The sequence below is a fragment of the Bradyrhizobium quebecense genome, assembly GCF_013373795.3.
Lineage (GTDB): Bacteria > Pseudomonadota > Alphaproteobacteria > Rhizobiales > Xanthobacteraceae > Bradyrhizobium > Bradyrhizobium quebecense.
On sequence record NZ_CP088022.1, the window covers coordinates 1,315,699 to 1,339,623 of the forward strand.

The window sequence follows — 23,925 nt, forward strand, 5'->3', positions numbered from 1 at the left end:
GTTTGTGTTGGAGCTCGGCGGCTTTTTGTGCAAACGGTGATCGCCTCAGTGCAGGTGAGTGCCCGCTAATCACCTTGGGCGCGCCATGGACACATTCTCAACTTGAAATCGACCGACAATCGAGCCGCCGTTTGAGGGGTGGACATGAGCACGAAGACGATAGGCAAGCAGAGGCCCTCAGGAGCTGAATACGCGTCGCTGCAAACGCAATTCTCCAGATACGATCGCACGACGTTTTCTGGATTTGTTTATGACCGCGCCGATCCTACCCGACGCTACGCCGTCGAACTGCTGGTCGACGGCGAGCCATACATGTCATCATTGTGTGACGAGTTTGTAACAGAGCTTGCCGATGCCGGAATCGGTGACGGTCGATTTGGCTTTACGTTCAACGTGCAGGATGAGGTCAGCTCGAACGCTGCGATCATCGAGGCAAGACTGGCAAATATCGGAAGTCCCGTCGGTACTCCGATTCGCTGCGGCGCCGCTGTACCGGAAGTGCAGTGGCACCGAATCGGCGATATCAAATGGGCCGGAGGCTTGCGCTTCGAGGGCTGGCTCTCGCAGGACGTCGACGAAGACATCGAGATCCTGATCGCGCAACGGCCGGTGATGACTGTGAAGCCGACCGGGTGGACCAACGTTGCGCGGGGCAGCGAGTTCGGCGTCGGCCGCCGGATCGACTTTCATCTGCCCGAGCATTTTGCCGACGGTCGCGTGCGCGGGCTGTCGGCGCGGACAGTTTCGGGACGGAGCCTGATTTCGGAGCCGGTCGCATTCGTCGCTTTCGAGCGCGGCCTGGAGCAAACCATCGCGGAGCTCGGACGCTGGGATAGCGAGCGGCTGCGCGGACAATTGTTCGATCAGCTCTTGCCCGCTTCGGTGCCGTTTCACACCTATCGCAGCTGGAAAGAGCGCTTCTCGCCGACAGCACCGTCTGACGTTCCATCCGAGGCCGCGGTCGTCCTGATCGGGGATGCCAGGGTGGACGAAAGCATCGAGAGCCTCGAAGCCCAGCGGCACCCGGCCTGGTCGGCGGTGAGCCTGCCGGCGCGGGGGGTCGGTCAGTTCGATTCCAGCGCTGCGCGCGAGTTCGTCGACGGCGATGCCGCCAACAGTGCGTTCTTCGTCTTCTGTCTGGCCGGGACGATCCTGGCGGAAGATGCCTTGCAGCGCTTCGCCGATGTGTTCGCGTCCGAGCCCGGTTGCGATCTCGTCTATGGCGACGTCGAGATCGCGGCCGGCGCCGGTGCGGTCTGGCCGCTGGCGTTTTCGGCATTCGATCGCGAACGTGCGCTCGAGCAGGGCTATGGATCGTATTGCTTTGCGGTGCGCCGGGAACGTGCCGTGGAAGCGCTGCGATCGGCGACGTCGCTCTACGACATCTTCATTGGCTGCGTGGATGCTGAGCGAACCTATCATCTGCCGGGATCTGTTGCGGCGTTGCCGCGAATTGATGCGTCCGTCGCAACCGCCGAACTTGTCGCTGCAAGCAAGGCGTATTTTGCCAGGACCGGCGTCGAGGCGAATGTCGAGCCGCGGAAAGCGGGGCTTCTTCCAGCTGTGCGGGTCAAGCGGGCGGTCGATTGGAACGAGCGCACCACCATCATCATCCCGACCAGAAACCGCGCCGAACTCCTCAAGCGCTGTATCGAGACGGTCCTGCCGGCCGCACATGAGACCAACGCCCGGATTCTCGTCGTCGACAACAGCTCGAGCGAGCCGGAAGCGCTGGACTATCTCGAGGGTCTTTCAGCCGACGAAATCGACGTCATTTCGGTCGAGGGGCCGTTCAACTTCGCGTCCATCAATAACGCCGCCGTCGATTGCGTCGACACGGAGAACATCTGCTTCCTCAACAACGACGTCCAGGCGCTCGACGACGGCTGGCTGGCGGAGATGCTGTGGCGGCTCTCTGCTCCCGATGTCGGAGCCGTCGGCGCAAAGCTGCTCTGGCCGAGCAGCGTCGTGCAGCACGGCGGGGTGGTGCTGGGCGCCAATTTTTCCGCCGCGCACGCCTTCAACGACCGGATGGATGGTGATCCCGGCTACGGCGATCTGCTCCAGGTGGCGCACGAATGTTCGGCGGTGACGGCCGCGTGCCTCTTGATGCGCAAGCGCGATTTCGTGGCTGTCGGCGGCATGGATGAGGTCCGCTTTCCGATCAGTTTCAACGATATCGATCTGTGCCTGAAGCTGCGCCAGCTCGGAAAGCGGATCGTATTCACGCCGGACGCGAAACTCGTTCACCTGGAGTCGGCAAGCCGGGGCCGTGATTCCGCGCCGGACCGCAAAGCGCGCTTCGGGCGCGAGCTGGCGATGCTGCGCGCGAAGTGGGGCGAGGTGCTGCTCGATGATCCCTATTACAGCCCGCTGCTCGGGCTGGACTCGACGCCGTTCTCCTCGCTTGCATGGCCGCCGCGGTCATGGAAGCCGCGCGCCAACCTCCCGCCTGTGCCGACTGCTCCTCCGATCGGGATGTAACTGCACATCTTCGACCACCCAGTCGAGGACGGCGGCAATCGTTTCATCGGCGTCAAAGCCGGACTGCAGCTTCAGGTCGGTCTTTCGGCTACGTCCCGGCGGTGTCGGAAGCCATTCCGTCGCGGCGGCCGGCAATCCGGTCGCCAGCAGAGCGTCGACCAGCGGATGCCCGAATGCCGGTTCGCCGATGTCGAGAACCAGTTTCGTGATGCCGTGACCTTCGATGAGTGTCGCGACGTCGTCGACGGCGATTTCGCCGGTGACCATGACATTCGTCCGCTGCATCAGCTTGAGGTCGTCGAGGGTGGTGCCGAGCACGATGATCTCGGCGTCTGCATGGGCATTGGCGATTTGATCGCTGAGCGTTCTGATGAAGCGAAGTTCCGCCGCGCTGCCGCGCAGGGCAAGCAGGGCGAGACGCGCCGGGCCGCTCGCGGCAGGACGCCGCGCCGGCCGCACCGGCGGGTCGCTCGGCCTGACAACTTGCAGGCCGAGAACCGAGACCGAAAAGGCTGCTCCCTCTTCGCCGATCGTGATCACGCCTCGGGCCCGTTCGACAAGACCGGTCCAGTCCGGATGAAGGCCGGATCCAATCGCGGCGCGCTCGGCAAGTCTGGTGTCGGTGATCAGCAGCTCGTAGGCGAAATGTTGCGTGAGCTGCACGAGACATGCCCTGGGGATGCGGTCCGGTTCCGAAATCTCGAGCGAGCGGATTCGGAGATCGGCGAGAAGCTGCAGAAGGGCCTCGCGGCCCTTAGCTGTCGCAACGTCGAGTGCGATCGACTGCGGGGCTCCGCCGTCCGGAGCGAAGATCGCAGCCAGCTGGCGTTGTCCCTCGGCGCGGAAGTGAACGATCAGCCCGCGCTTGTCTTCCGTCGCGAGCTGCCTGCACCGCCTGGTGGCAATCTCGCGGCCAACGGCGGAGCCGCAGAGAATGACGTGGGGGCTGGTGGCGCACTGTTCGTTGGAGAGCAGCTTGAGCTCAAGCGCCATGCGGCAATCGCGCAACGGATCGGCAAGCAGGAACGCCGCGCACTCCGTCGCATATCGCCGGTAACGGTGTTCTAGCACGCGAAGATTGCGCAGCACCAGCGAACGCTTCTCGCCAAGAAACGAGCGCGAACCTTCGTGTCCGACAAAGACCGAAGGGATGCACACATTGCGGAAGCCGGCCTCCGCGGCGCGTAGGCAGAAGTCGACGTCTTCAAGATAGCCGCGATAGAAGTCGTCGGAGAGCTCATGCACGGCGTCGAGGCATTCGCGGGTGATGTAGAGGCAGAACCCGATGCCGTTGGGAATGTCGATGGCGATCCCGGAATTTGCCGTGCCGGCAAGCTCGTCCAGCAATTCCAGCTCGTCGGGCGAGGGCAGGGGGTTCGACCGGTTCGGAATTGGAAAGCTGGTATATTCGCCGTTGTTCGAGAGCGGGGTCGCCGTGCCCACGCCGGGCGTCGATTGCACGGCATTTTGCAAGCGTTGCAGCGCGTATTTCGGCACCGTCGTATCCGAGTTCAGCAGCACGACATCGCCGGTATCGGTCTCGGCAAGCGCCCGGTTGACCGCGCCGACAAAGCCGAGATTGTGCGCGTTGGTCAGGAGCCGGATGCGCTGCTCGGAAGCCAGTTCGCCGAGCAGGCGCTTGATATCGGGCTCGGGCGACGCGTCATCGACGGCAACGATGGTCGCGCCCGGCGTGCAGGCCACGGCCGTCAATGCGCTCTCGATGCAGGCGCGCGTCGCGGCCAAATCCCGGTACACCGGAATGATGATGGTGAGCGGCAGAGTTTCAGCGCTCCCGGCGCGAGGCGGCCGTTGCGGTGGGGCGCGGCGATCCGGCGCGCGGTTGGCCGGGAGCTGAACGCTCGCGATGACGCGGGCCGCCTGTGCGATCTCGAGGCGCTGCGAGGCCGCGGACGCCGGCCGCATCAGACGGAAGCTCGCAGCACGTCGTCCATCGAGTGCAAACCTGTGACGAGGATCGGCGGGAAGCTGGACGGTGCTGGATTGATCCGCTTGCGCCAGTGAAAGGTGCGGGTCATCAGTTCCTCGCCACGTCACCCATCCCTTCACTTCCTCATCCAGGAAATCGATACGGGCGCAGCTGTCCTGACCGCTCTGCTCGAGCAGCAGGAGAGCGCTCCTGACTGAATCCGGATCGTCATCGCGCCGCGTGACGCTTCGTGCGGCTTCGATCTGCGCAAGGCCGCCGCCCCAAGCCATCATTCGCCGCGCGGCGGCAAGGTCGTCCGGTTCGAGCTCGAGCGCTTTGGCTACGCTGGCGACAGCCGCATCCTTGAGATCGAGGCGAAACAGCGCTTCCGCGCGGAGCAAATGGGCGCGTGCGCCCGGATGCGGCAAGATCCGGCAGCGGCGGTCGGCCAGCGCGAATGCGCGACGGAAATCACGTGCCTCGAGCGCTCCAACGGCGGCTCGCTCGAGATCGACGTGGTGGAGCGTTCTGGACGTAAAGGCGATCCTGCGCGCGTCGGCGGTCAAATGTCGCCCTTGTCTGCCCGCATGGTCAGCCCGCCGTCTTGACGGCGTTCTGCCGGCTCCGGAATACGCGTACCCGTCCGTCGAGGCGCGGTGCCTCCTGGCGCGGCATCGGGGGAGCGGGTTCAGCGTGCCTTGGCTGCCGAGGCGCGAGGGGCGCTGCCTGCGCCCGGTGCTCTTCGAGACTGAGCTTGAGGCCCACCAGGGGTTCCCGGCCCGATGGGCCCGACACCACAATCCGGTTCCCGGTTACGCGCAGGGCGGGAGCTCCGAGGAAGATGGTTTCGGCGGCGATGGCGTAGCGATCCGCGCCGGGGCCTGTGGCTTCCAGCGAGAACCCCGTGATGGCGAGCGCGCGTCCCCGGGTTCCGGCAAAGGTTCCGAGCGGAACGAACTGGTTGTCGCCGCGCTGCGGCCTGGCGAACTTGACCGCATATTGCAGGTTGAGATCGTGTGGCTTGTTCGGCCATTCGAGGGAAATTCCCTCGATTCGGGCTGGCGCGGCCGGTCCGGCAATCCACGTATCCGGGCCGACCGTCACGTCACCCAAACCCGCGACATGCGCGAGCAGCTTGAGGGCGCTCAGCTCGTCAGGGCCGACCTCGGGCTCGTAGGTGTCGAATGGCTGGCCGGCCGGCTGACCGATCGGCTGCACAGCCGGTTGTCCCTGGCTCAGCGGTTCGATCTTGATATTGGCGGCGGTCGAGCCCCCGGCGCGCCCTGCCGTGACCTCGACGATCAGGCGGCTTGGCCGGGCCACCGACACGACCAGCGCGGTCTCGGGCGCAAACAGGGTTCCATTGGCCGCATCGGGCCCGGTAATGATGTTACAATTGTTAAGGCTGGTGCGATCGGCATAGACGCGCACCACCGGAGGTGATGTCTTGTCTTCCGCGCCATTGTAGCGAACCAGGAAAAGACCCCGTGCCAGGTCAATGGTTTTCTGCTGAATCTGTTCGTTCATGGTCGCCTGCGAGCCTAACGGAATGGGTCGATATGTTTCCCACAGTGTGCCTCAAAAATCTATGTGATAGAAGGGGGCTTAATGTTAATCCGGTGAGATAGTTCGCACGTGCATATCGAAGACACCCTGCCGGTCATGATATCGAGCATGACCCCAATCGACGACCGCGCGGCCGGGGGGCGCGCCCGCCCGCCAATGAACGTCCTCTTCGTCCACAACAACTTTCCAGCCCAGTACCGCCACATTGCGCGTGCGCTCGCGGAGCAGCCCGGAAACAAGGTCGTTGCGGTCGGTTCATCGACCGCGAGCACGACGCGGGATATCCGGCTGCTGAAATATTCGACGACCAAATCGGACTCCGCGATGGTCCATCCCTTTGCCCGCCGCTTCGATGTCGAAGCGCGGCGTGCCGAAGAGGTCCTGTATGCGCTGTCGTCGCTGTCGGGGCAGGGCTTCGTGCCCGACCTGATCTTCGCGCATCCCGGCTGGGGTGAGACGCTGCCGTTGCGCACGATGTTTCCGAAAGCGCGGATCATCCTCTATTGCGAATTCTACTACGGCGCCGAGGGCAGGGACGTCGGCTTCGATCCCGAGTTTCCGATGACGGGCCTCGACGGCAATGTCGCGCTCCATCTGAAGAACGCGACGACGCTGCTGGCGCTCACGGAATGCGATTCCGGCGTTTCGCCGACGCCATGGCAGAGGTCGACCTTTCCCCGCGAGTTTCAGAGCAAGATCGATGTCATCCACGAGGGCGTCGACACCGACGAGGTGAAGCCCAATCCCGTCGCCAGGTTTCAGCTTCCGAACGGCGCGACACTGTCGGCGGACGACGAGGTGATCACCTACGTCTCGCGCAATTTGGAGCCGGTGCGCGGATTCCATGTCTTCATGCGATCGCTGCCGAGGGTATTGGCTGCGCGGCCGAATGCGCAGGTGGTGATCGTCGGCGGCAGCGGCACATCCTACGGCGCGAATCCACCGAAGGGCTCGAGCTGGAAGTCGATGTTCCTGGACGAAATCAGATCGGACATCGACCTGCGCCGCGTGCATTTCCTTGGCCGGATTCCCCGGGAACAGTATCTCGCGCTGCTGCAGATCTCCTCGGTGCACGTCTATCTGACCTATCCCTTCGTGCTGTCATGGTCGCTGCTGGAGGCCATGAGTGCGGGATGTGCGGTGGTGGCATCCGACACGGCTCCGCTTCGCGATATCATCTCGGACGGCAACGGCCTGCTGGCGCCGTTTTTTGATACTGATGCGTTGTCGGATCAGGTAGTCTCGGTGCTGTCACGGCCGAAAGCCTTCAAGAAGATGCGGATGAAGGCGAGGAGCTTTGTGCGAGACAATTACGACGCAAAGCGGGTCTGTCTGCCCCGGATGCTGACGCTCGTCGATGAAGGTGTCCTCCCGCGCACGCACGGGGGATAACGCCAGGAGCTAGCGATGCCGCTTGTCATCTCGGTTGCCCAGCGCAAGGGCGGGGTCGGAAAGACGACTCTTGCGGTCTTGCTGGCTGCAGAACTGGATCGGCGTACGGGCGTGGTGGGACTGGTCGACGCCGACTCCCAGGCGTCCGCCTGTCACTGGGCCGAGCCCGGCAATCTGTCGTTTCCCGTCTACCAGCTTGATCCGGAAACCCGGCCGGTTGCCGAATGGGCCAGGCTGATGCGCCAGATTCCGCATCAGATCATCGTCGTGGATTCCGCGCCCAACGACCGGGTGCTGGGCGCCGTGCTCGCGGTCGCCAATATCGTGCTGATGCCGTGTACGCCGTCGGGCCTCGACATCGAGGCCACCGCGCGGACGATCGACATCGTGCGGGAGGTGCGTGCAGCGCGGCGAACCGCGCTCCGCGCCATGATCGTGCCGAATCGCGTCGACCAGCGCACGCTCGAGGGCCAGCAGTTGATCGAGGAGCTGGATACGCTCGACGAAGAGATCGGGCCGATGATCGGAAGCCGCTCGGCCTATGTTCGCGCCGTCGCGCTGGGACAATCGGTTGCCGATTTCGCCAGCGGTACGCCCGCGGATCTCGAGATCAAGACGCTCGCCGATCTCGTCATGAGCTGGTGCGGGATCGCGCCCCGGCAGCGCATGACGGTCTAGATTTAACAGAGCGATCCGGCTGCTTCACATCAGGCTAACCGTGCCTGTATGGGAAGAGGAAATCCCGCGCCACAACCGCCCCGTCATCTGACGGCGGCGTCTGCCGAAACCGCAGGAAAATGCGCCGGAAGCGCCGATAAAGCCGCGATCCGTTGACCGGCACGCGCGTTATCATTCGGCAGCCGAAAGGCTTGCCGGCGCGGGAACCTGACTTGGTTAACGGATTGCTCGCGCGCCTCTCGGCATTTGAAGCAAATGCCGCCGCGCGCCTGAGCCCAAGCTCAAGACATTTCCCGTAAATGCTTCCCGGCACGGTGGGGAGTGAAGAATGTACAACGTCAAGAGAGTGATGGCCTTGCTTCTGGCCGTCATTGCGCTCGGGACCAGCGCGCAGCACACGCAAGCTGGAATGATCGGCTTCCCGCTGCCGCTGCGCGGCGTGGTCGAGAAGATCCGCTTCAGCGAGCCGACGCTGGCGCCGATGGCCTACACCATGTTCTGCATGCGCTATGCCGACGAATGCAGGCAGAAGCCCCGCGCCCGCATGGTATTCCGCGGTGGTGCCACACGTCTTACCAAGCAGCGCATCGCCGACCTGATCGAGGTCAATGCCTCGGTCAATCGCAGCATCGCGCCACAGCGCAACGCGCGCGGCCTCGCCGGCGAGGAATGGTTGATCAATCCGGCGCGCGGTGACTGCAACGACTACGCCGTCAGCAAGCGCCATGAACTGCTGGCGCGCGGCTGGCCGATGCGCGACCTGCTGCTGAGCGAGGTGGTGACCTCCTGGGGCGAGCATCATCTCGTGCTGGTGGTCCGCGCCGATGGCGGCGACATCGTGCTCGACAATCTGAACGCGCAGATCCGCAGCTGGTCGCAGGCGCGCTATCGCTGGGTCAGGATGCAGACCCCGGCGAACCCCGATCACTGGGCCGCCGTCGCGCAGGCTGGCGCCTGAACTTCTGAGTTAGCCCCATCGATTGAACGTGGCGCGGCGAGACATTTCGCCGCGCCATTTTCGTATGAGGGATGATGAAGATTGCGAGGGCGCTGCGACAGCATTCCGGAACGATTGCAGGCGTGACCGGTTGATCCCGGTCCAACCCATCGAGGCATCGACATGAAGCTGGCCGGCCTTGTCACGATTGCGACGCTGGTCGTCGCCACAGCCGGTCCCGTGCTCGCACAGGGCACCGGGCAGACCACACAGGGCGCAACGCGCTACTCGATCGACGGCCCGGGCGGCGGTGTCCCGACATCGCGGCCGCAGGCGACCCAGCCGGTCCCGCCGGCAACACCGGTTTACCCCTATGGAAGGCCACCACGACACGCGGCGCCGGTTGGGCAGCAGACCAACGTCCCGCTGGGGTCGCGTTAATCGTCACTGCGGCAGCAAATCCGTTTGCTCTTAACGCTATTCCCATCGTCATTTTGCTGCGCCGGACGGAATGTCGTACCCATGCGATCATTGCGGTGGTTGAGGCGCAGGATTGGTCCGCGCAGGGACGGCATTTTCAATGGCGAGCAGGGGTTCGATCCTCATCACGGGGGGCGCGGGATACATCGGATCCCATTGCGCCAAGGCGGTCGCCGAGGCCGGGTTTCTCCCGGTCGTCTACGACAACCTCTCCACCGGCCATCGCAATTTCGTGCAATGGGGACCGCTCGTGACCGGCGACGTCGCCGACCACGACAAGATCGCCGCCACCATCCGCGAGCACAATGCGCTGGCTGTGATGCACTTCGCCGCGTTTAGCGCGGTCGGCGAGTCCGTCGCGGATCCGCAGAAATACTTTGGCAATAACGTTGCCGGCACGCTCGGCCTGCTGCGCGGCATGCGTGAGGCAGGCTGCGACCGCCTGGTGTTTTCCAGTACCGGCGCCGTCTATGGCAATGCCGGGCGCGATCCCATTCCCGAGAGCGCCGCAGGGCCGACCGTCAATCCCTACGGCCGGTCCAAGTTCATGATCGAGCAGATGCTCGATGATTATCGCGCCGCCTATCAGTTCAAATCGGTCTGCCTGCGCTACTTCAACGCCTGCGGCGCCGATGCATCCGGCACCATCGGCGAGCTCCGCGATCCCGAGACGCATTTGATTCCGCGCGCGCTGATGGCGCTGCTCGGGCACGTGCCGGATTTCGCGATCTTCGGCGAAGATTATGAGACGCCTGACGGCACCGCGGTGCGCGACTACATCCATGTCGACGATCTCGCCGCCGCCCATATCGCGGCGCTCGAGCTGTTGTTGAAGGGGGGCGCCGGCGGTGTGTTCAACCTCGGCACCGGCACCGGCTATTCGGTGCGCGAGGTGCTCGACGCGATCCGCGCCGAGACCGGCGAAGCGGTGCCGAGCGTGGTGTGCGAACGCAGGGCCGGCGATCCGCCGATCCTGGTTGCCGATCCCTCCAGGTCGGAAAGCGGCCTCGGTTTCAAGGCGAGCCGGTCGGGTCTCGGTCACATCATTCGCTCGGCCTGGGCGTGGCACCAGAAGGCGCATCCGCGCCGGCGATAGGGCATGATCCGGAAAAGCGCGAAGCGGCTTTCCGTTGCGACAAACACGGAACGCGTTTGCGCGGAGATCATGCTCAAAATGGCGGAAGACTAAGCTGCGTCCGCGCGCGACCTCAGCCGGCCGAGCTGGCTGCGCAGCACCAACAGGATGAGGTGACCTGCGCCGATGCCGGCAAGACCTCCCGCCACCTTGACGATCGCGTCGAGCAGGCGGCCGTGACGGTCCGGTGTCAGCAATTGCATCGCTTCGAGTGTGAACGAGCTGAAGACAACAAAGAGCAAGATCAGCGCGGTACGCCGCGGGTAACCCAACACAAAGGCCATTGCCATCACTGCAAACGCGGCGAAGCGCTCGGTCTGAGGATGGAAAAACGACGGACGGTCCTGGACCGGCGACAGCGTCACGAACGCGATAAAGGCAAGCGCAAGCCAGCCCGCAATCACGCCAAACCTCCGTATCTTTGAAATATGCGACAAAGTATTCCCGGTCCTGTACCGCAGACGACCCCAGGCTGGATTAGCGCATCACCCGTGTCAGCGACATGGAAATGGTCGCCGAAGGTTAACTTGCCCGCCGATTGTGACAGACACGACGGGTCGTCCTGTTGCCAAATGAAAGGTATCAAAATACCACATGCTGAAACTCAATCCCACTTGGCGCGCATCTCTCAGTGGGAACCAGTGACGCTTGCGCGGGTTCCCGGGATGTGCACCTGACGAAAAAATAAGGTTTCGCCTGTGGCTCCATTCATAGGCCGTTCACGGCCGGGAGCCTCATTTGATGCCGGAATATCGCAATGCTCACTCTCGGAGGCCAAAGTGCGTCTGCTCGTCGTTGAGGATGACCCGGATCTGAACCGCCAGCTCACCACCGCGCTGACGGACGCCGGCTATGTGGTCGATCGCGCGTTCGACGGCGAGGAGGGGCATTTCCTTGGCGACAGCGAGCCCTACGACGCGGTCGTGCTGGATATCGGCCTGCCGAAGATGGACGGTATCTCGGTGCTCGAGGCCTGGCGGCGGAACAAGCGGGTGATGCCGGTGCTGATTCTCACCGCGCGCGACCGCTGGAGCGACAAGGTTCAGGGGTTCGATGCCGGCGCCGACGACTATGTCGCAAAACCCTTCCATCTGGAGGAGGTGCTGGCGCGGATCCGCGCGCTGCTGCGCCGCGCGACCGGGCATGCCCAGGTCGAGCTGACCTGCGGGCCGGTGGCGCTCAATACCCGGACCAAGCGGGTCACCGTCAACGGCAACCCGATCAAGCTGACCTCGCACGAGTACAATCTGCTCGACTATCTGATGCACCACACCGGGCGGGTGGTCTCGCGCACCGAACTGGTCGAGCACCTCTACGACCAGGACTTCGACCGCGACTCCAACACGATCGAGGTGTTCGTCGGCCGCATCCGCAAGAAGCTGGAAGTCGATATTATCCAGACTGTTCGGGGCCTCGGCTACATGCTGTCGCCGCCGACCTAAAGCGCTTTGTCAAGCGAACCGGTCCGCGTGAAGAAAGCGCGACCAAACAAAAGGATGAGGGCATATCCTGTTCAATCGGATCATGCTCTTAGAGTGCTTGATCGGCGTATACGGGCATTGGCATGATCCGCGCCGGGAGAACTGGATTCGCCAATGTTTGAATCCCTGATGTCTGTTGCCGCTGACACGCTGTTCGAGCCCGTGCTCTGATGGGCGGCAGCTCGCTTGCGACCCGCCTGTTCGTCTCGGCGACCGCCTGGGTGGTGGTGATCCTGGCGATCACCGGCGTGATCCTGTCGTCGGTCTATCGCGACGCCACCGAGCGCGCCTTCGATCGGCGGCTCAATCTCTATTTGCGCACCCTGATCGCCGAGGTGGCGACGCCGGACGAGCCGGCGGACCGCCAGTTCCAGTCGCTCGGCGAGCCGCTGTTCGACCTGCCGCTGTCGGGCTGGTACTGGCAGATCACCCGCACCGACACGGAAAAGGGCGAGACCCGCGCCTCACGCTCGCTGTGGGACAAGAAGCTGCCGAAGCTCGAGGAGCACGGCGCCGAGTTGACTGCCGCCGGCGTCCGCCTCGGCTATGTCGACGGACCCGAAGGCCAGAGCCTGCGCGTGGTCGAGCGCCCGGTCGATCTCGGCGCCGACGGCAAGTTCCTGGTCAGCGTCGCCGGCGATGCCACCGAGATCTTCGATGAGACGCGCAGCTTCGACTATTATCTCGGCGGCACCTTCGCAGCCCTCGGCATCGTGCTGCTGCTGACCACGATCTTCCAGGTGCGCTACGGCCTCGCGCCGCTCAAGCGCATATCCGATGCGATTGCCGATATCCGCTCCGGCCGCGCCGAGCGCCTCGAAGGCCGGTTTCCGGTCGAGATCGCGCCGCTCGCGCGCGAGACCAACGCGCTGATCGATGCCAACCGGGAGATCGTCGAGCGCTCGCGCACCCATGTCGGCAATCTCGCCCATGCGATCAAGACGCCGCTGTCGGTGATCGTGAACGAAGCCGGCGCGCATGCCGGCGATCCCTTTGCCAGCAAGGTGCTGGAGCAGGCCGACCTGATGCGTGACCAGGTCGCGCATCACCTCGAGCGCGCGCGGATCGCCGCCCGGGCCACCATCGTCAGCACCATCACCGACGTCGCCCCTGTTATCGAGGCGCTGCGCCGGACCATGGAGAAGATCCATCGCGATCGCGACCTCGCGATCGAGGCGAAGGCCGACCCGGCGGCGCGGTTTCGCGGCGAGCGGCAGGATCTCGAGGAGATGGTCGGCAATCTCGTCGACAACGCCTGCAAATGGGCGGCTTCTCAGGTTTTCATCGAGGTCAGCGTGGTCCCGCCGGAGGCCTCGGGCGCCGGCCCCAGGCTGCGCATTGTGGTCGACGACGACGGACGCGGCCTGTCGGAGGCCGAGCGCGCCCAGGTGGCGCGGCGCGGCCAGCGGCTCGACGAATCGAAGCCCGGCTCGGGGCTCGGCCTGTCCATCGTGACCGATCTCGCCGGTCTCTATGGCGGCAGTCTCACGCTGAATGACGCGCCGATCGGCGGTCTGCGGGCCGAGCTCGTGCTGCCGGCGGTGTAGGGCATGATGATATTAGGTTGAATGGCGTTCGCGAAGGCGGTGCGCTCCCGCTGCGCTCGCAGGTGCTGTCCGTTTTTAATCCCTCGTGCGGTACGCAATCTGTTCTTGCCCATGATCTAGATCAAAGGATTTAGATCCAATCCCGGGGTTCTCCGTGGGTGAACGGAGTTCCAGAAGTCGTATTGCGCGGCTTGTTCCCCGTGCAATCATCCCCCGATCTCGGGAGACGGCCCATGAAGGACATGCAGGCGCACTTAGAGAAGCTTCGTGTCGAGGCGGAAGAGTGCGAGCTAATCAGCAAGCTGGCGACCAATAAGACCAAGAAAGAACTGTTCGCTAAGTTGGCCGCACATCACCGGACGCTGGCCGATGAAGTCGAGCGGACCATGAAGGAAGCCCGATAGGAACTTTGCGTTCCCATGTGGAAGCCGGGATGGCGCTAATTGCAAGTCAGCTTGAACTACGAGGCCCGGCGAAGGCCGAACCTTTCTTCTTCACCCCAAAGAAACGGCCCCAGCGCCGGGGGAACGCTGAGGCCGTGTCCAAGTGCTGTCCGTTTTGAGCACCGGGACCACGCGACAACGGAACGTCACCGGGGCTGTTCCTAACCGTAAAAAAGAAGCGGCCCCAGCGAGGGGGCGCAAGCCGGGACCGAGTTTGCAACGTCATCCGACGCACCCGGCGGGGACGCCGGACGTAAAACAACCGCCAGCCGACACGCCTCGTTCCTGGGGCGCGCAGAGAAACGGCCCCAGCACCCTTGGAGGTAATGCTGGAGCCGTTCTTTATTCCCATTCTCACGCCGAGCCGCCGGTTGCCGATAATCGGCGGCCCATTCTGGGCTTGTAATTTGATCTTAATGAAATGCCCTGCCCAATCCCGAAAAGATCGAATCAGCTGCCTGTTCCAGAAATCACCTGTGTGAATCGAACGCAAATAAACTGCCACTTTTTCCCGGGTGTTTGACAAGTGTCCTGGTTCCCCGGAGCAAGTGTCCGAATTAGGACAGCACCGCTTGCGGGAGAGGCGAGGGGGGCTCGCGGACAATCTTCGCAGACATCATATGCGATTTGCCCTGCGGAGCCGGCGCAGCCTTTTGGGCGGCGTTGCCGTCAGTATTCCTAAACGCGTTCTTAACGCGCCGACCTCTATCATCGCGGGCGGACGGGCTGCGGCGTTTGCCGGGCACCTAGCTTTCACGACCGGGCATGAGCCAGAAATCGACCGAGCGGCTGAGGGATTATCTCGCGCAGCTTCCGCCGCAATCGCAGGCGCTGCTGATGCGGGAGCTGGAGCGCGCCGTCGAACGCGGCGATGATGTCGCCGTCGCCAACCTGGTCCTGGAGCAGCTGCGCAAGATCGTGCGCGGGGCCGAGCAGGACGAGCAGATCCAGCCGCGCAGCGACGATCCGGCGCGGCTCCTGTTCCGGCCACTCGAGCCGTTCCTCGCCGAGACCAATTTCCCGACCCGACCGGGTCAGCTCCGGCGTGCCTCGCTGCTGCCGATCTGGCAGTGGCTCGCCCGCGAGGGCGCGCCCGAGGCCGCCCGCGAATTCGAGACGGCGCTGGCGGCTGCCTCGGAGAGCGGTCCGATGGAGATCGCCGCGCGCAAGTTCCAGCTGGCGGCAGCGGAAGCCATCCTCAAGATCGCGGGGCCGACCCAGGACGACCGTCAGCGCGCGCTGTCACGCGTCGGCCCGCCGAGCGTTGTCGAGGACCTGCTGCCGATCGGCCTCGTGTTGCAGGCCCGCGAGGCGCTGGAAACCCTGGGCAGCCGGCTGCCGAGCCAGATCAGGGTGTTTTCCGATTCCCAGATCGCCTCGGCGATGGAGGCGCTGAAGCTGCCGTCGCTGCAGACGCCGCAACTGCTGCCGTTCGCATTGTCATTGATCGCGCAGCGGCTCGCCGCGCCATGGCAGATCATCCGCCTCGCGATCAAGATGGCGGCCTCCGACGACGAGCTGCGGGTCGCGGCAACGCCGTACGGCATCGCCGTCACCATCGCGTTGCATGACTTGTCGTTCGTCGCAGCCTGTCTGCGCACCGACATCAAGCGCGGGCATTTCGATTATGTCGGAGAGCAGCTCAAGACCCTGCATGACGGCGTCCGCGGCCTGCGCACCGAGCTCGACCTGCGCAACGATTCCACCTGGGGGCGCCAGCTCACGTCGGTGCGTGCCGATACCTCCAACGCGCTGCAATCGGAGATCGACAGCGTGCCGGGCCGGGTCCGCCGCATCCTGCGCCAGCGCGCCGACAAGGACATCACGGCCGGCGCCAAGATCGATCAGTCCGAGGTCGAGGACGCCGCGGCCCTGATCGATTTCGTCGCGGTGTGCCGCACCTACGCCAGCGAGCTCGCCATCAACGAGGTGACACTGCGGACCTTCTCGGACCTGCAACATTATGTCGAGCAGTCGACCGAAGGGCTGGTGCAGTCGCTGCGCGGCGGCGACGCCCGGGTCCGGTCCTTCCGCCAGCAGCAGGTCAAGGCCGCGATCCGCTTCTGCGAAGTGCTGTTCGGCCACGACTACGCCTCGCTGATGAACCGGGCGGCGGAGAACGCGGTGACCGGCGAGCGGAAGTCGACGCGGGCGGGGTAGTGGTACCGCGGACAACTACGGGCGAAAAAGAGCCAGGAATTGCGGTGACATTGTCAGCGCGATTCTAAGATTTCGAGTCGTCAAATGTGCTTTCCAGCAAGTGCTCGAACAGGCGGTGATCTTGTTCAAATCCATCCACCAACTCCAAAAAATTTGAAAGTGCTTCTGAAGCACCTCCTCCCCATCTTGGCTCTTCCAAGAGCCTCATAAGCGCTTCGGTAGCTCGAATAACCGAAAGGGCGTCATTGAGATGAGAATCGGAACGCCTAGCTTCCTTCAAGAAGTTGGAAATTTGCCTGACTTCGTCATGGAGGCCTCCAATTGCCGTTGATCCAGCAATATACGCTTGAGCAACTTTAACCGCTTGTGCGGCTACTTCAGGCAACGGACGTTTCAATTGCGTCAAGTAGCACGTCATGACATCGCAAGCACGCATCACTGCGGCTCGGTTGCTGGCGCGGTCCTCAAACTGGTCAACAATTGTGAGTCTCTCGTAAACTGTCATGCGACCGCGCCAGTGTCGGAAGAGAAAGCTTGCACAATTTCGGAATAATGGAAGTGTGGCGCTGATTTGCCCGACGTGTCAAGTCGGCATTCGAGCGCCGGCGGCCGCCCGCCGGCACCTTTGCATGGGGTTGTTTTCGATATTTTGGTAATGCGCGCCTTCGCCCCGAACACGCCGTTGCAATACCGCCGGAACGGCGCCCGAAGTCGCCCGATTCCGACCTTCGGTCGATCCAGTAATTGTCAATTGCCGCGCTTGGCGCCGGTAGTGTAAAGCGCTTCCAAGGCGGCTTGCCGGAAGCCGCCGTTCCATCCGGGAACCGCTTGATGACGCTGTGGTTTGTGTTCGCGCTGATGACGGTCGCGGCGATCTTTGCCGTGCTGTGGCCGCTCAGCCGCCGCGGACGGGCGGATACCGGCGGCAGTGAGGTCGTGGTCTACCGGGACCAGCTCGCCGAAATCGACCGCGACATGGCCGCCGGGATCATCGGCGCTGCCGAGGCCGATGCAGCGCGGATCGAGATCAGCCGCCGGCTGCTCGCCGCCGCCGACCAGAGCGAACACGAAGCCCCGGTGCCAGGCAGTCTCAGTCTGCGGCGCACAGCTGCGATCGTGGCCCTGGTCGGGTTGCCGGTCATCGCTTCGGGCTTCTATCTCGCGCTCGGCTCGCCGCGCCTCGGCGACTTTCCACTCGCCGAGCGCAGCCGGGTGGCCGATGCCAACCAGCCGCTCACCAATCTGGTCGCGCAGGTCGAGGCCCATCTGGAGAAGAACCCGACCGACGGCCGCGGCTGGACCGTGCTGGCGCCGGTGCTGTCGCGCCTTGGGCGCTACGATGACGCGGTGCGTGCCTATCGCAATGCCATCACCTATGCTGGCGACAGCGCCGATCGCCGCGCCGATCTCGGCGAGGCGCTGATGGGGGCCGCCGGCGGCGTCGTCACCGCGGACGCCAAGGCGGAGTTCGAGCGCTCGGTCGCGCTGAATGGCGACGATGCCAAGGCCAACTATTTCCTCGGCCTCGCCGCCGAGCAGGACGGCCGCAAGGCCGACGCCGCCGCGATCTGGCAGAAGATGATGGCGAAGGCGCCGTCCGACGCGCCATGGCGGCCGCTGGTGCAGGCCGCGCTGGTTCGCGTCGGTGGCGTCAGCGCACCCGCGCTGCCTGACGGCGCGGTGGCGGCGGCCAAGGACATGAGCGAGGCCGATCGCGGCACCATGATCCAGAGTATGGTCGATCGGCTGGCGACGCGGCTGAAGACCAACGGCGACGATGTCGAGGGCTGGCTGCGGCTGGTTCGCGCCTATCTCGTGATGGGACAGCGCGACAAGGCGTTGAGCGCGCTCGCGGATGCCCGTCAGGCGGTGGCCAATGATGCGGATCGGTTGCGCCAGCTCAATGAGGGGCTGAAGAGTCTCGGATTGGATGGATAACGCATGATGCCGAAACATGTGCGGCGGTTTTCGGCGAATGTCATGCGCAAGGATGAACCATGACCAGGAAGCAACGGCGTTTGACACTGATCGGCTGCGCGCTCGTCGTGCTCGCGGTCGCCGCGGGCCTGGTGCTGAACGCGCTGCGCGATTCCATCGTGTTCTTCTCGACGCCATCCATGGTCGCCGAGAAGCATCTCGGGCCGGGCAAGCGGTTCCGCCTCGGCGGCCTGGTTGAGCAGGGCTCGCTCAAGCGCGGCGACAATCTCGCGGTGACCTTCACCGTCGGTGACGGCGGCGCGACGCTGCCGGTCGCCTACAAGGGCATCCTGCCGGACCTGTTCCGCGAGGGGCAGGGCGTGGTGGCCGAAGGCGCGCTCGATGCTGACGGCGTGTTCCGCGCCGACACCGTGCTCGCCAAGCATGACGAGACCTACATGCCGAAGGATGTCGCCGATGCCCTGAAGAAGCAGGGCCACTGGAAGGACGACTACGGCGCCAAACCAAACAGCATGCCGAGCGCCTCCGCGGCGCCGACCCAGGGAGCGATGCGGTGATCGCCGAAAGCGGACATTATGCCCTGGTGCTCGCGCTCGCGCTGGCGCTGATCCAGTCGATCGTGCCGATCGTGGGCGCGCGCTGGCGCGATGCGGCGCTGATGAACGTCGCGCGCTCGACCGCGCTCGCTCAATTGCTGTTCGTCGCGGCGTCGTTCGCGGCGCTGGTGACGCTGCACGTCACCTCGGATTTCTCGGTCGCAAATGTCTACGAGAATTCGCACTCGCTGAAGCCGCTGCTCTACAAGATCACCGGCGTGTGGGGCAACCATGAAGGCTCGATGCTGCTCTGGGTGTCGATCCTGGCGCTGTTCGGCGGCCTCGTCGCGGCCTTCGGCAACAACCTGCCGCTGTCGCTGCGCGCGCATGTGCTGGCGGTGCAGGCCTGGGTCGCCAGCGCCTTCTACCTGTTCATCCTGATCACCTCGAACCCGTTCCTGCGCATCGCCAATCCGCCGATCGAGGGACGCGACCTCAATCCGGTGCTGCAGGATATCGGCCTCGCGGTGCATCCGCCGATGCTCTATCTCGGCTATGTCGGCTTCTCGATCTCGTTCTCGTTCGCGGTGGCGGCGCTGCTGGAAGGGCGGATCGACGCCGCCTGGGCCCGCTGGGTGCGGCCATGGACGCTGATGGCGTGGATCTTCCTGACGCTCGGCATCGCGATGGGCTCCTACTGGGCCTATTACGAGCTCGGCTGGGGCGGCTGGTGGTTCTGGGATCCGGTCGAGAACGCCTCGCTGATGCCCTGGCTTGCCGGCACCGCGCTGTTGCATTCGGCGCTGGTGATGGAGAAGCGCAACGCGCTGAAGGTCTGGACCGTCCTGCTGTCGATCCTGACGTTTTCGCTGTCGTTGCTCGGCACCTTCCTGGTGCGCTCCGGCGTGCTCACATCGGTCCACGCTTTCGCCACCGATCCGACCCGCGGCGTGTTCATCCTGCTGATCCTGTTCGTCTTCATCGGCGGCAGCCTGTCGCTCTATGCCTGGCGCGCGCCGGCGCTGAAGCAGGGCGGGCTGTTCGCGCCGATTTCGCGCGAAGGCGCGCTGGTGCTCAACAATCTGCTGCTCACCACCGCCTGCGCGACGGTGTTCATCGGCACGCTGTATCCGCTGGCGCTCGAGGTCCTGACCGGCGAGAAGATCTCGGTCGGCGCGCCGTTCTTCAATTTCACCTTCGCGCCGCTGTTCGTGCCGCTGCTGCTCGCGGTGCCGTTCGGGCCGCTGCTGGCCTGGAAGCGCGGCGACCTGCTCGGCGCGGCGCAACGGCTGATGGTCGCCGGCATCGCAGCGCTGATTGCGATCGCGCTGGTGTTTGCGTGGACCTATGGCGGCGCGACGCTGGCACCGCTCGCGATCGGGCTTGCGGCCTTCGTGATCATGGGCGCGCTGTGCGATCTCGCCGAACGCATCGCGCTGTTCCGGATTCCGCTGTCGCTCTCGCTGCGCCGTGCACGCGGCTTGCCGCGCGCGACCTGGGGCACGGTCTTCGCGCATGCCGGCCTCGGCGTCGCGCTGATCGGGATCGTCTGCGAGACCACCTGGAACAGCGAATATATCGGCTCCATGAAGCCGGACGACGTCGCGCGCGTCGCCGGCTACGAGCTGCGGCTCGACGGCCTGAACCCACGGCAGGGGCCGAACTTCCGCGAGATGGTCGCGCAATTCACCGTAACGCGGGACGGCGAGAAGGTCAGCGTGATGACGCCGTCGAAGCGCAATTTCACCACCCGCGGCGCCTCGACGACCGAGGCCGCGCTGCTGACGCGCGGCGCGAGCCAGCTCTATATCTCGCTCGGCGACACCTCGGCCGACGGCGCGATCGCGGTGCGAATCTATCACAAGCCGCTGGTGCTAATGATCTGGTGGGGCCCGGTGCTGATGGCCTTCGGCGGCATGCTGTCGCTGTCCGACCGCCGCTTGCGGGTCGGCGCGCCGAAACCGGCGGCGAAAGCGGCGCGCGCATTGCAGGCGGCCGAGTGATGCGGTCGCGCGCCCTTGCAGCCGCCGCGCTTGTGGCGACCCTGGTGCTCGGTGCGATGCCCGCCCAGGCCGTGCTGCCGGACGAGATCATGGCGGACCCGGCGAAGGAGGCGAGGGCGCGCGAGCTCTCCAAGGAACTGCGCTGCATGGTCTGCCAGAACCAGTCGATCGACGATTCCGAGGCGCCGCTGGCGCGCGACCTCCGCCTGCTGGTGCGTGAACGGATCTCGGCCGGCGACAGCGACCGCCAGGTGATCGATTTCCTGGTGGCCCGCTACGGCGAATTCGTGCTGCTGAAGCCGCGCCTCAACGAGCACACGCTGGTGCTGTGGCTGACCCCGCCGCTGGCGCTTTTGCTGGGCGGTTTTGCGCTCTGGCGGCTCGGCCGGCGCAAGGCAAATCCGGCCGCCGGCGGGGGCGATTCCAGCCCCGGATTGACGTCCGACGAGCAGGCGCGCCTTGAGCGGCTGCTGGCGGCCGAATCCGCGCCGGACAAGCCGCTTTAGTTCCTTTCTAAGCCCTTAATTTGCATGCGCTATTCTGCCGCAGCGCCGCCCGGCTCAATTACCAAAGTTTAATTCCGCAGCCAGCGCGCCGTAAGGCTGATGACCCCATGTTCAGACGCATCAGGTGCTCGCCCCAGCACCGACTGATTCTGGCCCTGGAGATATCAAGACATGACCGACCGTCCCGACCTCTCGACCCTTCCGTCCTACAAGGCGCCCAAGCGCTCGCTGTTCTCTGCCCGCAAACTCGCGCTGATGGCGTCGGTCGTGGCCGGCCTCGGTGCCGCCACCTACGGCTTCAGCCCCACCCACAACCCGGCCGACCTGTTCACGACGCCTGCGCATGCGCAGGTCAATAACGAGGTCAAGAAGGTTCAGCAGCCGGTCGGGTTTGCCGACATCGTCGAGCGCGTGAAGCCGTCGGTGATCTCGGTCAAGGTCAACATTCGCGAGAAGGTCGCGAAGGACGACAGCAACAATAATGACGATTCGCCGTTCCAGCCGGGTTCGCCGATGGAGCGCTTCTTCCGCCGCTTTGGCGGTCCGGATGGCTTGCCCCCGGGTCTGCGCGGTGGACCGCGTGGCGGTGGCGTGGTGACGGGCCAGGGCTCCGGCTTCTTCATCTCGGCTGACGGCTTCGCCGTGACCAACAATCACGTCGTCGACGGCGCCGACAAGGTCGAGGTCACGACCGATGACGGCAAGACCTTCTCCGCCAAGGTGATCGGCACCGATCCGCGCACCGATCTCGCGCTGATCAAGGTCGAGGGCGGCTCCAACTTCCAGTTTGCCAAGCTCTCCGACACCAAGCCGCGCATCGGCGACTGGGTACTGGCGGTCGGCAATCCCTTCGGTCTCGGCGGCACCGTGACCGCGGGCATCGTCTCGGCCTCCGGCCGCGACATCGGCAACGGTCCGTACGACGATTTCATCCAGATCGATGCGCCCGTGAACAAGGGCAATTCGGGCGGCCCGGCGTTCGACGTGTCCGGTGAGGTGATGGGCGTCAACACCGCGATCTACTCGCCGTCCGGCGGCAGCGTCGGCATCGCGTTCTCGATCCCGGCCCAGACCGTCAAGAGCGTCGTTGCCCAGCTGAAGGACAAGGGTTCGGTCAGCCGCGGCTGGATCGGCGTCCAGATCCAGCCGGTGACCTCCGACATCGCCGACAGCCTCGGCATGAAGAAGGCCGAAGGCGCGCTGGTTGCCGAACCGCAGGCTAACGGCCCCGCGGCCAAGGCCGGCATCGAGTCCGGTGACGTCATCACCGCCGTCAATGGCGAGCCGGTGAAGGATGCGCGCGAACTCGCCCGCACCATCGGTGGCCTCGCGCCCGGCAATGCCGTGAAGCTGAACGTGCTGCACAAGGGTCAGGACAAGACCGTCAACCTCACGCTCGGCCAGTTGCCGAACAGCCTGGAAGCCAAGGCTGACACCGACAACAACGGCGACAAGGGCAACGCGTCCCGTGGCACCGACGTGCCGAAACTGGGCCTCACTGTGGCACCCGCCAACAGCGTGGCCGGCGCCGGCAAGGAAGGCGTGGTCGTGACCGAAGTCGATCCCAAGAGTGCTGCCGCTGAGCGGGGCTTCAAGGAAGGCGACGTGATCCTCGAGGTCGCCGGCAAGACCGTCGGCACCGCCGGTGAGGTGCGTGATGCAATCACGGCGGCGCGCAATGACAGCAAGAACAGCGTTCTCATGCGCGTGAAGAGCGGCGGTTCGTCGCGCTTTGTGGCAGTGCCGCTGGCCAAGGGATAACTATCTATGAGTTGGAACGCGTCGCCGGCATTCGTCGCCCCCGCCGACGGCGCGTTCCGGGGGGCGGGCCCCTTGCTCGCTCCCTATGTTGCCTTTCGATGGAATATGCCCCCCTCTGTCGGAAGGTCTCAGGGCGGTGAGGTCCCCCAGCTTCACCGCCCACTTTTTTCAAACAATCCGGAATATTCGCGGTCGTCTTGCATGTGCAGGCCGGCCGCGCCATGCTGACAGAGGGCCCATTCCCGTGACCGCAACCGCTCCGCAAATGCGCATCCTGATCATCGAAGACGACCGCGAGTCAGCCGACTATCTGGTCAAGGCATTCCGCGAAGTCGGCTATATCGCCGATCTCGCCTCCGACGGCGAGGAAGGCCTGTCGATGGCGGAGACCGGCGACTACGACGTGCTGGTGGTGGATCGCATGTTGCCGAAGCGGGACGGCCTGTCGCTGATCGGCCTCCTGCGCGACAAGGGCAACCGGACGCCGGTGCTAATCCTCTCGGCGCTCGGCCAGGTCGACGACCGCATCAAGGGTCTGCGCGCCGGCGGCGACGACTATCTGCCAAAACCCTATTCCTTCGCCGAGCTGCTCGCGCGCGTCGAGGTGCTGTCGCGGCGCAATGTCGGGCCGGCCGAGGAGACCACCTACCGGGTCGGCGACCTCGAGCTCGATCGCCTGTCGCATCGCGTCGCCCGGGGCAAGGACGAGCTGACCTTGCAGCCGCGCGAGTTCCGCCTGCTCGAATATCTGATGAAGCACGCAGGCCAGGTGGTGACGCGCACCATGCTGCTCGAAAACGTCTGGGATTATCATTTCGATCCGCAGACCAACGTCATCGACGTCCACATCTCGCGGCTGCGCTCCAAGATCGACAAGGGTTTTGAGCGGCCGCTGCTGCATACCATCCGCGGCGCGGGGTATATGATCAGAGATGGCATTAGGTAGAT

19 protein-coding genes are annotated in these 23,925 nt (G+C 64.6%); 15 read left to right on the plus strand and 4 right to left on the minus strand.

What is annotated here, in order from left to right:
• The first annotated feature begins 144 nt into the window (after positions 1-144).
• Positions 145-2,484 carry a glycosyltransferase family 2 protein gene (locus HU230_RS06135; RefSeq protein WP_176532468.1) on the plus strand — a complete coding sequence of 780 codons (2,340 nt, stop codon included), beginning with the start codon at positions 145-147 and terminating at the stop codon, positions 2,482-2,484.
• On the opposite strand, the gene HU230_RS06140 is transcribed toward HU230_RS06135, so the two are convergent.
• Both HU230_RS06140 and HU230_RS06145 read right to left on the minus strand, forming a co-directional pair.
• Positions 2,425-4,980 carry a glycosyltransferase family 2 protein gene (locus tag HU230_RS06140; protein ID WP_176532467.1) on the minus strand — a complete coding sequence of 852 codons (2,556 nt, stop codon included), beginning with the start codon at positions 4,978-4,980 and terminating at the stop codon, positions 2,425-2,427. The two genes, HU230_RS06135 and HU230_RS06140, sit on opposite strands and share 60 nt — an antisense overlap.
• 25 nt (positions 4,981-5,005) lie before the next feature.
• On the minus strand, positions 5,006-5,941 hold the full coding sequence (locus tag HU230_RS06145; protein WP_224943053.1) for a hypothetical protein: 936 nt from the start codon (positions 5,939-5,941) through the stop codon (positions 5,006-5,008).
• Between the two features lie 195 nt (positions 5,942-6,136).
• Here HU230_RS06145 and HU230_RS06150 point away from each other — a divergent pair, with 195 nt between their 5' ends.
• From HU230_RS06150 to galE, 4 genes are all read left to right on the plus strand, one after another.
• Entirely contained in the window at positions 6,137-7,372 is a 1,236-nt protein-coding gene (locus tag HU230_RS06150) for a glycosyltransferase family 4 protein (protein WP_176535121.1), read from the plus strand.
• 15 nt (positions 7,373-7,387) lie between these two features.
• Positions 7,388-8,050, plus strand: a complete 663-nt coding sequence (locus HU230_RS06155; RefSeq protein ID WP_176532466.1) for a ParA family protein — start codon at positions 7,388-7,390, stop codon at positions 8,048-8,050.
• Positions 8,051-8,378: 328 nt separating this feature from the next.
• Entirely contained in the window at positions 8,379-9,008 is a 630-nt protein-coding gene (locus tag HU230_RS06160) for a transglutaminase-like cysteine peptidase (protein ID WP_224943058.1), read from the plus strand.
• Positions 9,009-9,567: 559 nt separating this feature from the next.
• Entirely contained in the window at positions 9,568-10,563 is a 996-nt protein-coding gene (gene galE, locus HU230_RS06165) for a UDP-glucose 4-epimerase GalE (RefSeq protein WP_176532465.1), read from the plus strand.
• Between the two features lie 89 nt (positions 10,564-10,652).
• On the opposite strand, the gene HU230_RS06170 is transcribed toward galE, so the two are convergent.
• Positions 10,653-11,006 (minus strand): VanZ family protein, encoded by a 354-nt coding sequence (locus HU230_RS06170; protein ID WP_176532464.1) that lies wholly within the window; start codon positions 11,004-11,006, stop codon positions 10,653-10,655.
• 375 nt (positions 11,007-11,381) lie between these two features.
• On the opposite strand from HU230_RS06170, the gene HU230_RS06175 reads away from it, so the two are divergent.
• From HU230_RS06175 to HU230_RS06190, 4 genes are all read left to right on the plus strand, one after another.
• Positions 11,382-12,044, plus strand: a complete 663-nt coding sequence (locus tag HU230_RS06175; RefSeq protein WP_092125249.1) for a response regulator transcription factor — start codon at positions 11,382-11,384, stop codon at positions 12,042-12,044.
• Between the two features lie 209 nt (positions 12,045-12,253).
• Positions 12,254-13,630, plus strand: a complete 1,377-nt coding sequence (locus HU230_RS06180; RefSeq protein ID WP_176532463.1) for a sensor histidine kinase — start codon at positions 12,254-12,256, stop codon at positions 13,628-13,630.
• 233 nt (positions 13,631-13,863) lie between these two features.
• On the plus strand, positions 13,864-14,034 hold the full coding sequence (locus HU230_RS06185; protein ID WP_176532462.1) for a hypothetical protein: 171 nt from the start codon (positions 13,864-13,866) through the stop codon (positions 14,032-14,034).
• A gap of 804 nt (positions 14,035-14,838) precedes the next feature.
• The gene (locus HU230_RS06190; RefSeq protein ID WP_176532461.1) at positions 14,839-16,233 is read left to right on the plus strand and encodes a hypothetical protein; all 1,395 of its coding nucleotides are present in this window, start codon (positions 14,839-14,841) and stop codon (positions 16,231-16,233) included.
• Between the two features lie 64 nt (positions 16,234-16,297).
• Here the strand turns inward: HU230_RS06190 and HU230_RS06195 are convergent, their stop codons facing one another.
• Positions 16,298-16,738, minus strand: a complete 441-nt coding sequence (locus HU230_RS06195; protein WP_176532460.1) for a hypothetical protein — start codon at positions 16,736-16,738, stop codon at positions 16,298-16,300.
• Between the two features lie 326 nt (positions 16,739-17,064).
• On the opposite strand from HU230_RS06195, the gene ccmI reads away from it, so the two are divergent.
• The 6 genes from ccmI to HU230_RS06225 all read left to right on the plus strand — a co-directional run bounded on the left by ccmI (position 17,065) and on the right by HU230_RS06225 (position 23,923).
• Entirely contained in the window at positions 17,065-18,171 is a 1,107-nt protein-coding gene (gene ccmI, locus HU230_RS06200; protein ID WP_176532459.1) for a c-type cytochrome biogenesis protein CcmI, read from the plus strand.
• Between the two features lie 59 nt (positions 18,172-18,230).
• A complete protein-coding gene (gene ccmE, locus HU230_RS06205) occupies positions 18,231-18,728 on the plus strand; it encodes a cytochrome c maturation protein CcmE (protein WP_092125254.1) in 498 nt (165 codons plus the stop codon).
• Positions 18,725-20,710 (plus strand): heme lyase CcmF/NrfE family subunit, encoded by a 1,986-nt coding sequence (locus tag HU230_RS06210; RefSeq protein ID WP_176532458.1) that lies wholly within the window; start codon positions 18,725-18,727, stop codon positions 20,708-20,710. Before ccmE ends, HU230_RS06210 begins: the two co-directional genes overlap by 4 nt.
• A complete protein-coding gene (locus HU230_RS06215) occupies positions 20,710-21,216 on the plus strand; it encodes a cytochrome c-type biogenesis protein (RefSeq protein ID WP_176532457.1) in 507 nt (168 codons plus the stop codon). Before HU230_RS06210 ends, HU230_RS06215 begins: the two co-directional genes overlap by 1 nt.
• Positions 21,217-21,387: 171 nt before the next feature.
• Positions 21,388-22,977 carry a Do family serine endopeptidase gene (locus HU230_RS06220; protein ID WP_176532456.1) on the plus strand — a complete coding sequence of 530 codons (1,590 nt, stop codon included), beginning with the start codon at positions 21,388-21,390 and terminating at the stop codon, positions 22,975-22,977.
• Positions 22,978-23,242: 265 nt separating this feature from the next.
• Entirely contained in the window at positions 23,243-23,923 is a 681-nt protein-coding gene (locus HU230_RS06225) for a response regulator transcription factor (RefSeq protein ID WP_173643086.1), read from the plus strand.
• The last annotated feature ends 2 nt before the right edge of the window (positions 23,924-23,925 follow it).

Excerpts from the sequence above, each read along its gene's own strand:
- HU230_RS06135 (WP_176532468.1), top strand. The coding sequence starts at position 145 with ATGAGCACGAAGACGATAGGCAAGCAGAGGCCCTCAGGAGCTGAATAC.
- HU230_RS06145 (WP_224943053.1), bottom strand. The coding sequence starts at position 5,941 with ATGAACGAACAGATTCAGCAGAAAACCATTGACCTGGCACGGGGTCTT.
- HU230_RS06150 (WP_176535121.1), top strand. The coding sequence starts at position 6,137 with ATGAACGTCCTCTTCGTCCACAACAACTTTCCAGCCCAGTACCGCCAC.
- HU230_RS06155 (WP_176532466.1), top strand. The coding sequence starts at position 7,388 with ATGCCGCTTGTCATCTCGGTTGCCCAGCGCAAGGGCGGGGTCGGAAAG.
- HU230_RS06160 (WP_224943058.1), top strand. The coding sequence starts at position 8,379 with ATGTACAACGTCAAGAGAGTGATGGCCTTGCTTCTGGCCGTCATTGCG.
- galE (WP_176532465.1), top strand. The coding sequence starts at position 9,568 with ATGGCGAGCAGGGGTTCGATCCTCATCACGGGGGGCGCGGGATACATC.
- HU230_RS06180 (WP_176532463.1), top strand. The coding sequence starts at position 12,254 with ATGGGCGGCAGCTCGCTTGCGACCCGCCTGTTCGTCTCGGCGACCGCC.
- HU230_RS06185 (WP_176532462.1), top strand. The coding sequence starts at position 13,864 with ATGAAGGACATGCAGGCGCACTTAGAGAAGCTTCGTGTCGAGGCGGAA.
- HU230_RS06190 (WP_176532461.1), top strand. The coding sequence starts at position 14,839 with ATGAGCCAGAAATCGACCGAGCGGCTGAGGGATTATCTCGCGCAGCTT.
- HU230_RS06195 (WP_176532460.1), bottom strand. The coding sequence starts at position 16,738 with ATGACAGTTTACGAGAGACTCACAATTGTTGACCAGTTTGAGGACCGC.
- ccmI (WP_176532459.1), top strand. The coding sequence starts at position 17,065 with ATGACGCTGTGGTTTGTGTTCGCGCTGATGACGGTCGCGGCGATCTTT.
- ccmE (WP_092125254.1), top strand. The coding sequence starts at position 18,231 with ATGACCAGGAAGCAACGGCGTTTGACACTGATCGGCTGCGCGCTCGTC.
- HU230_RS06215 (WP_176532457.1), top strand. The coding sequence starts at position 20,710 with ATGCGGTCGCGCGCCCTTGCAGCCGCCGCGCTTGTGGCGACCCTGGTG.
- HU230_RS06220 (WP_176532456.1), top strand. The coding sequence starts at position 21,388 with ATGACCGACCGTCCCGACCTCTCGACCCTTCCGTCCTACAAGGCGCCC.
- HU230_RS06225 (WP_173643086.1), top strand. The coding sequence starts at position 23,243 with ATGCGCATCCTGATCATCGAAGACGACCGCGAGTCAGCCGACTATCTG.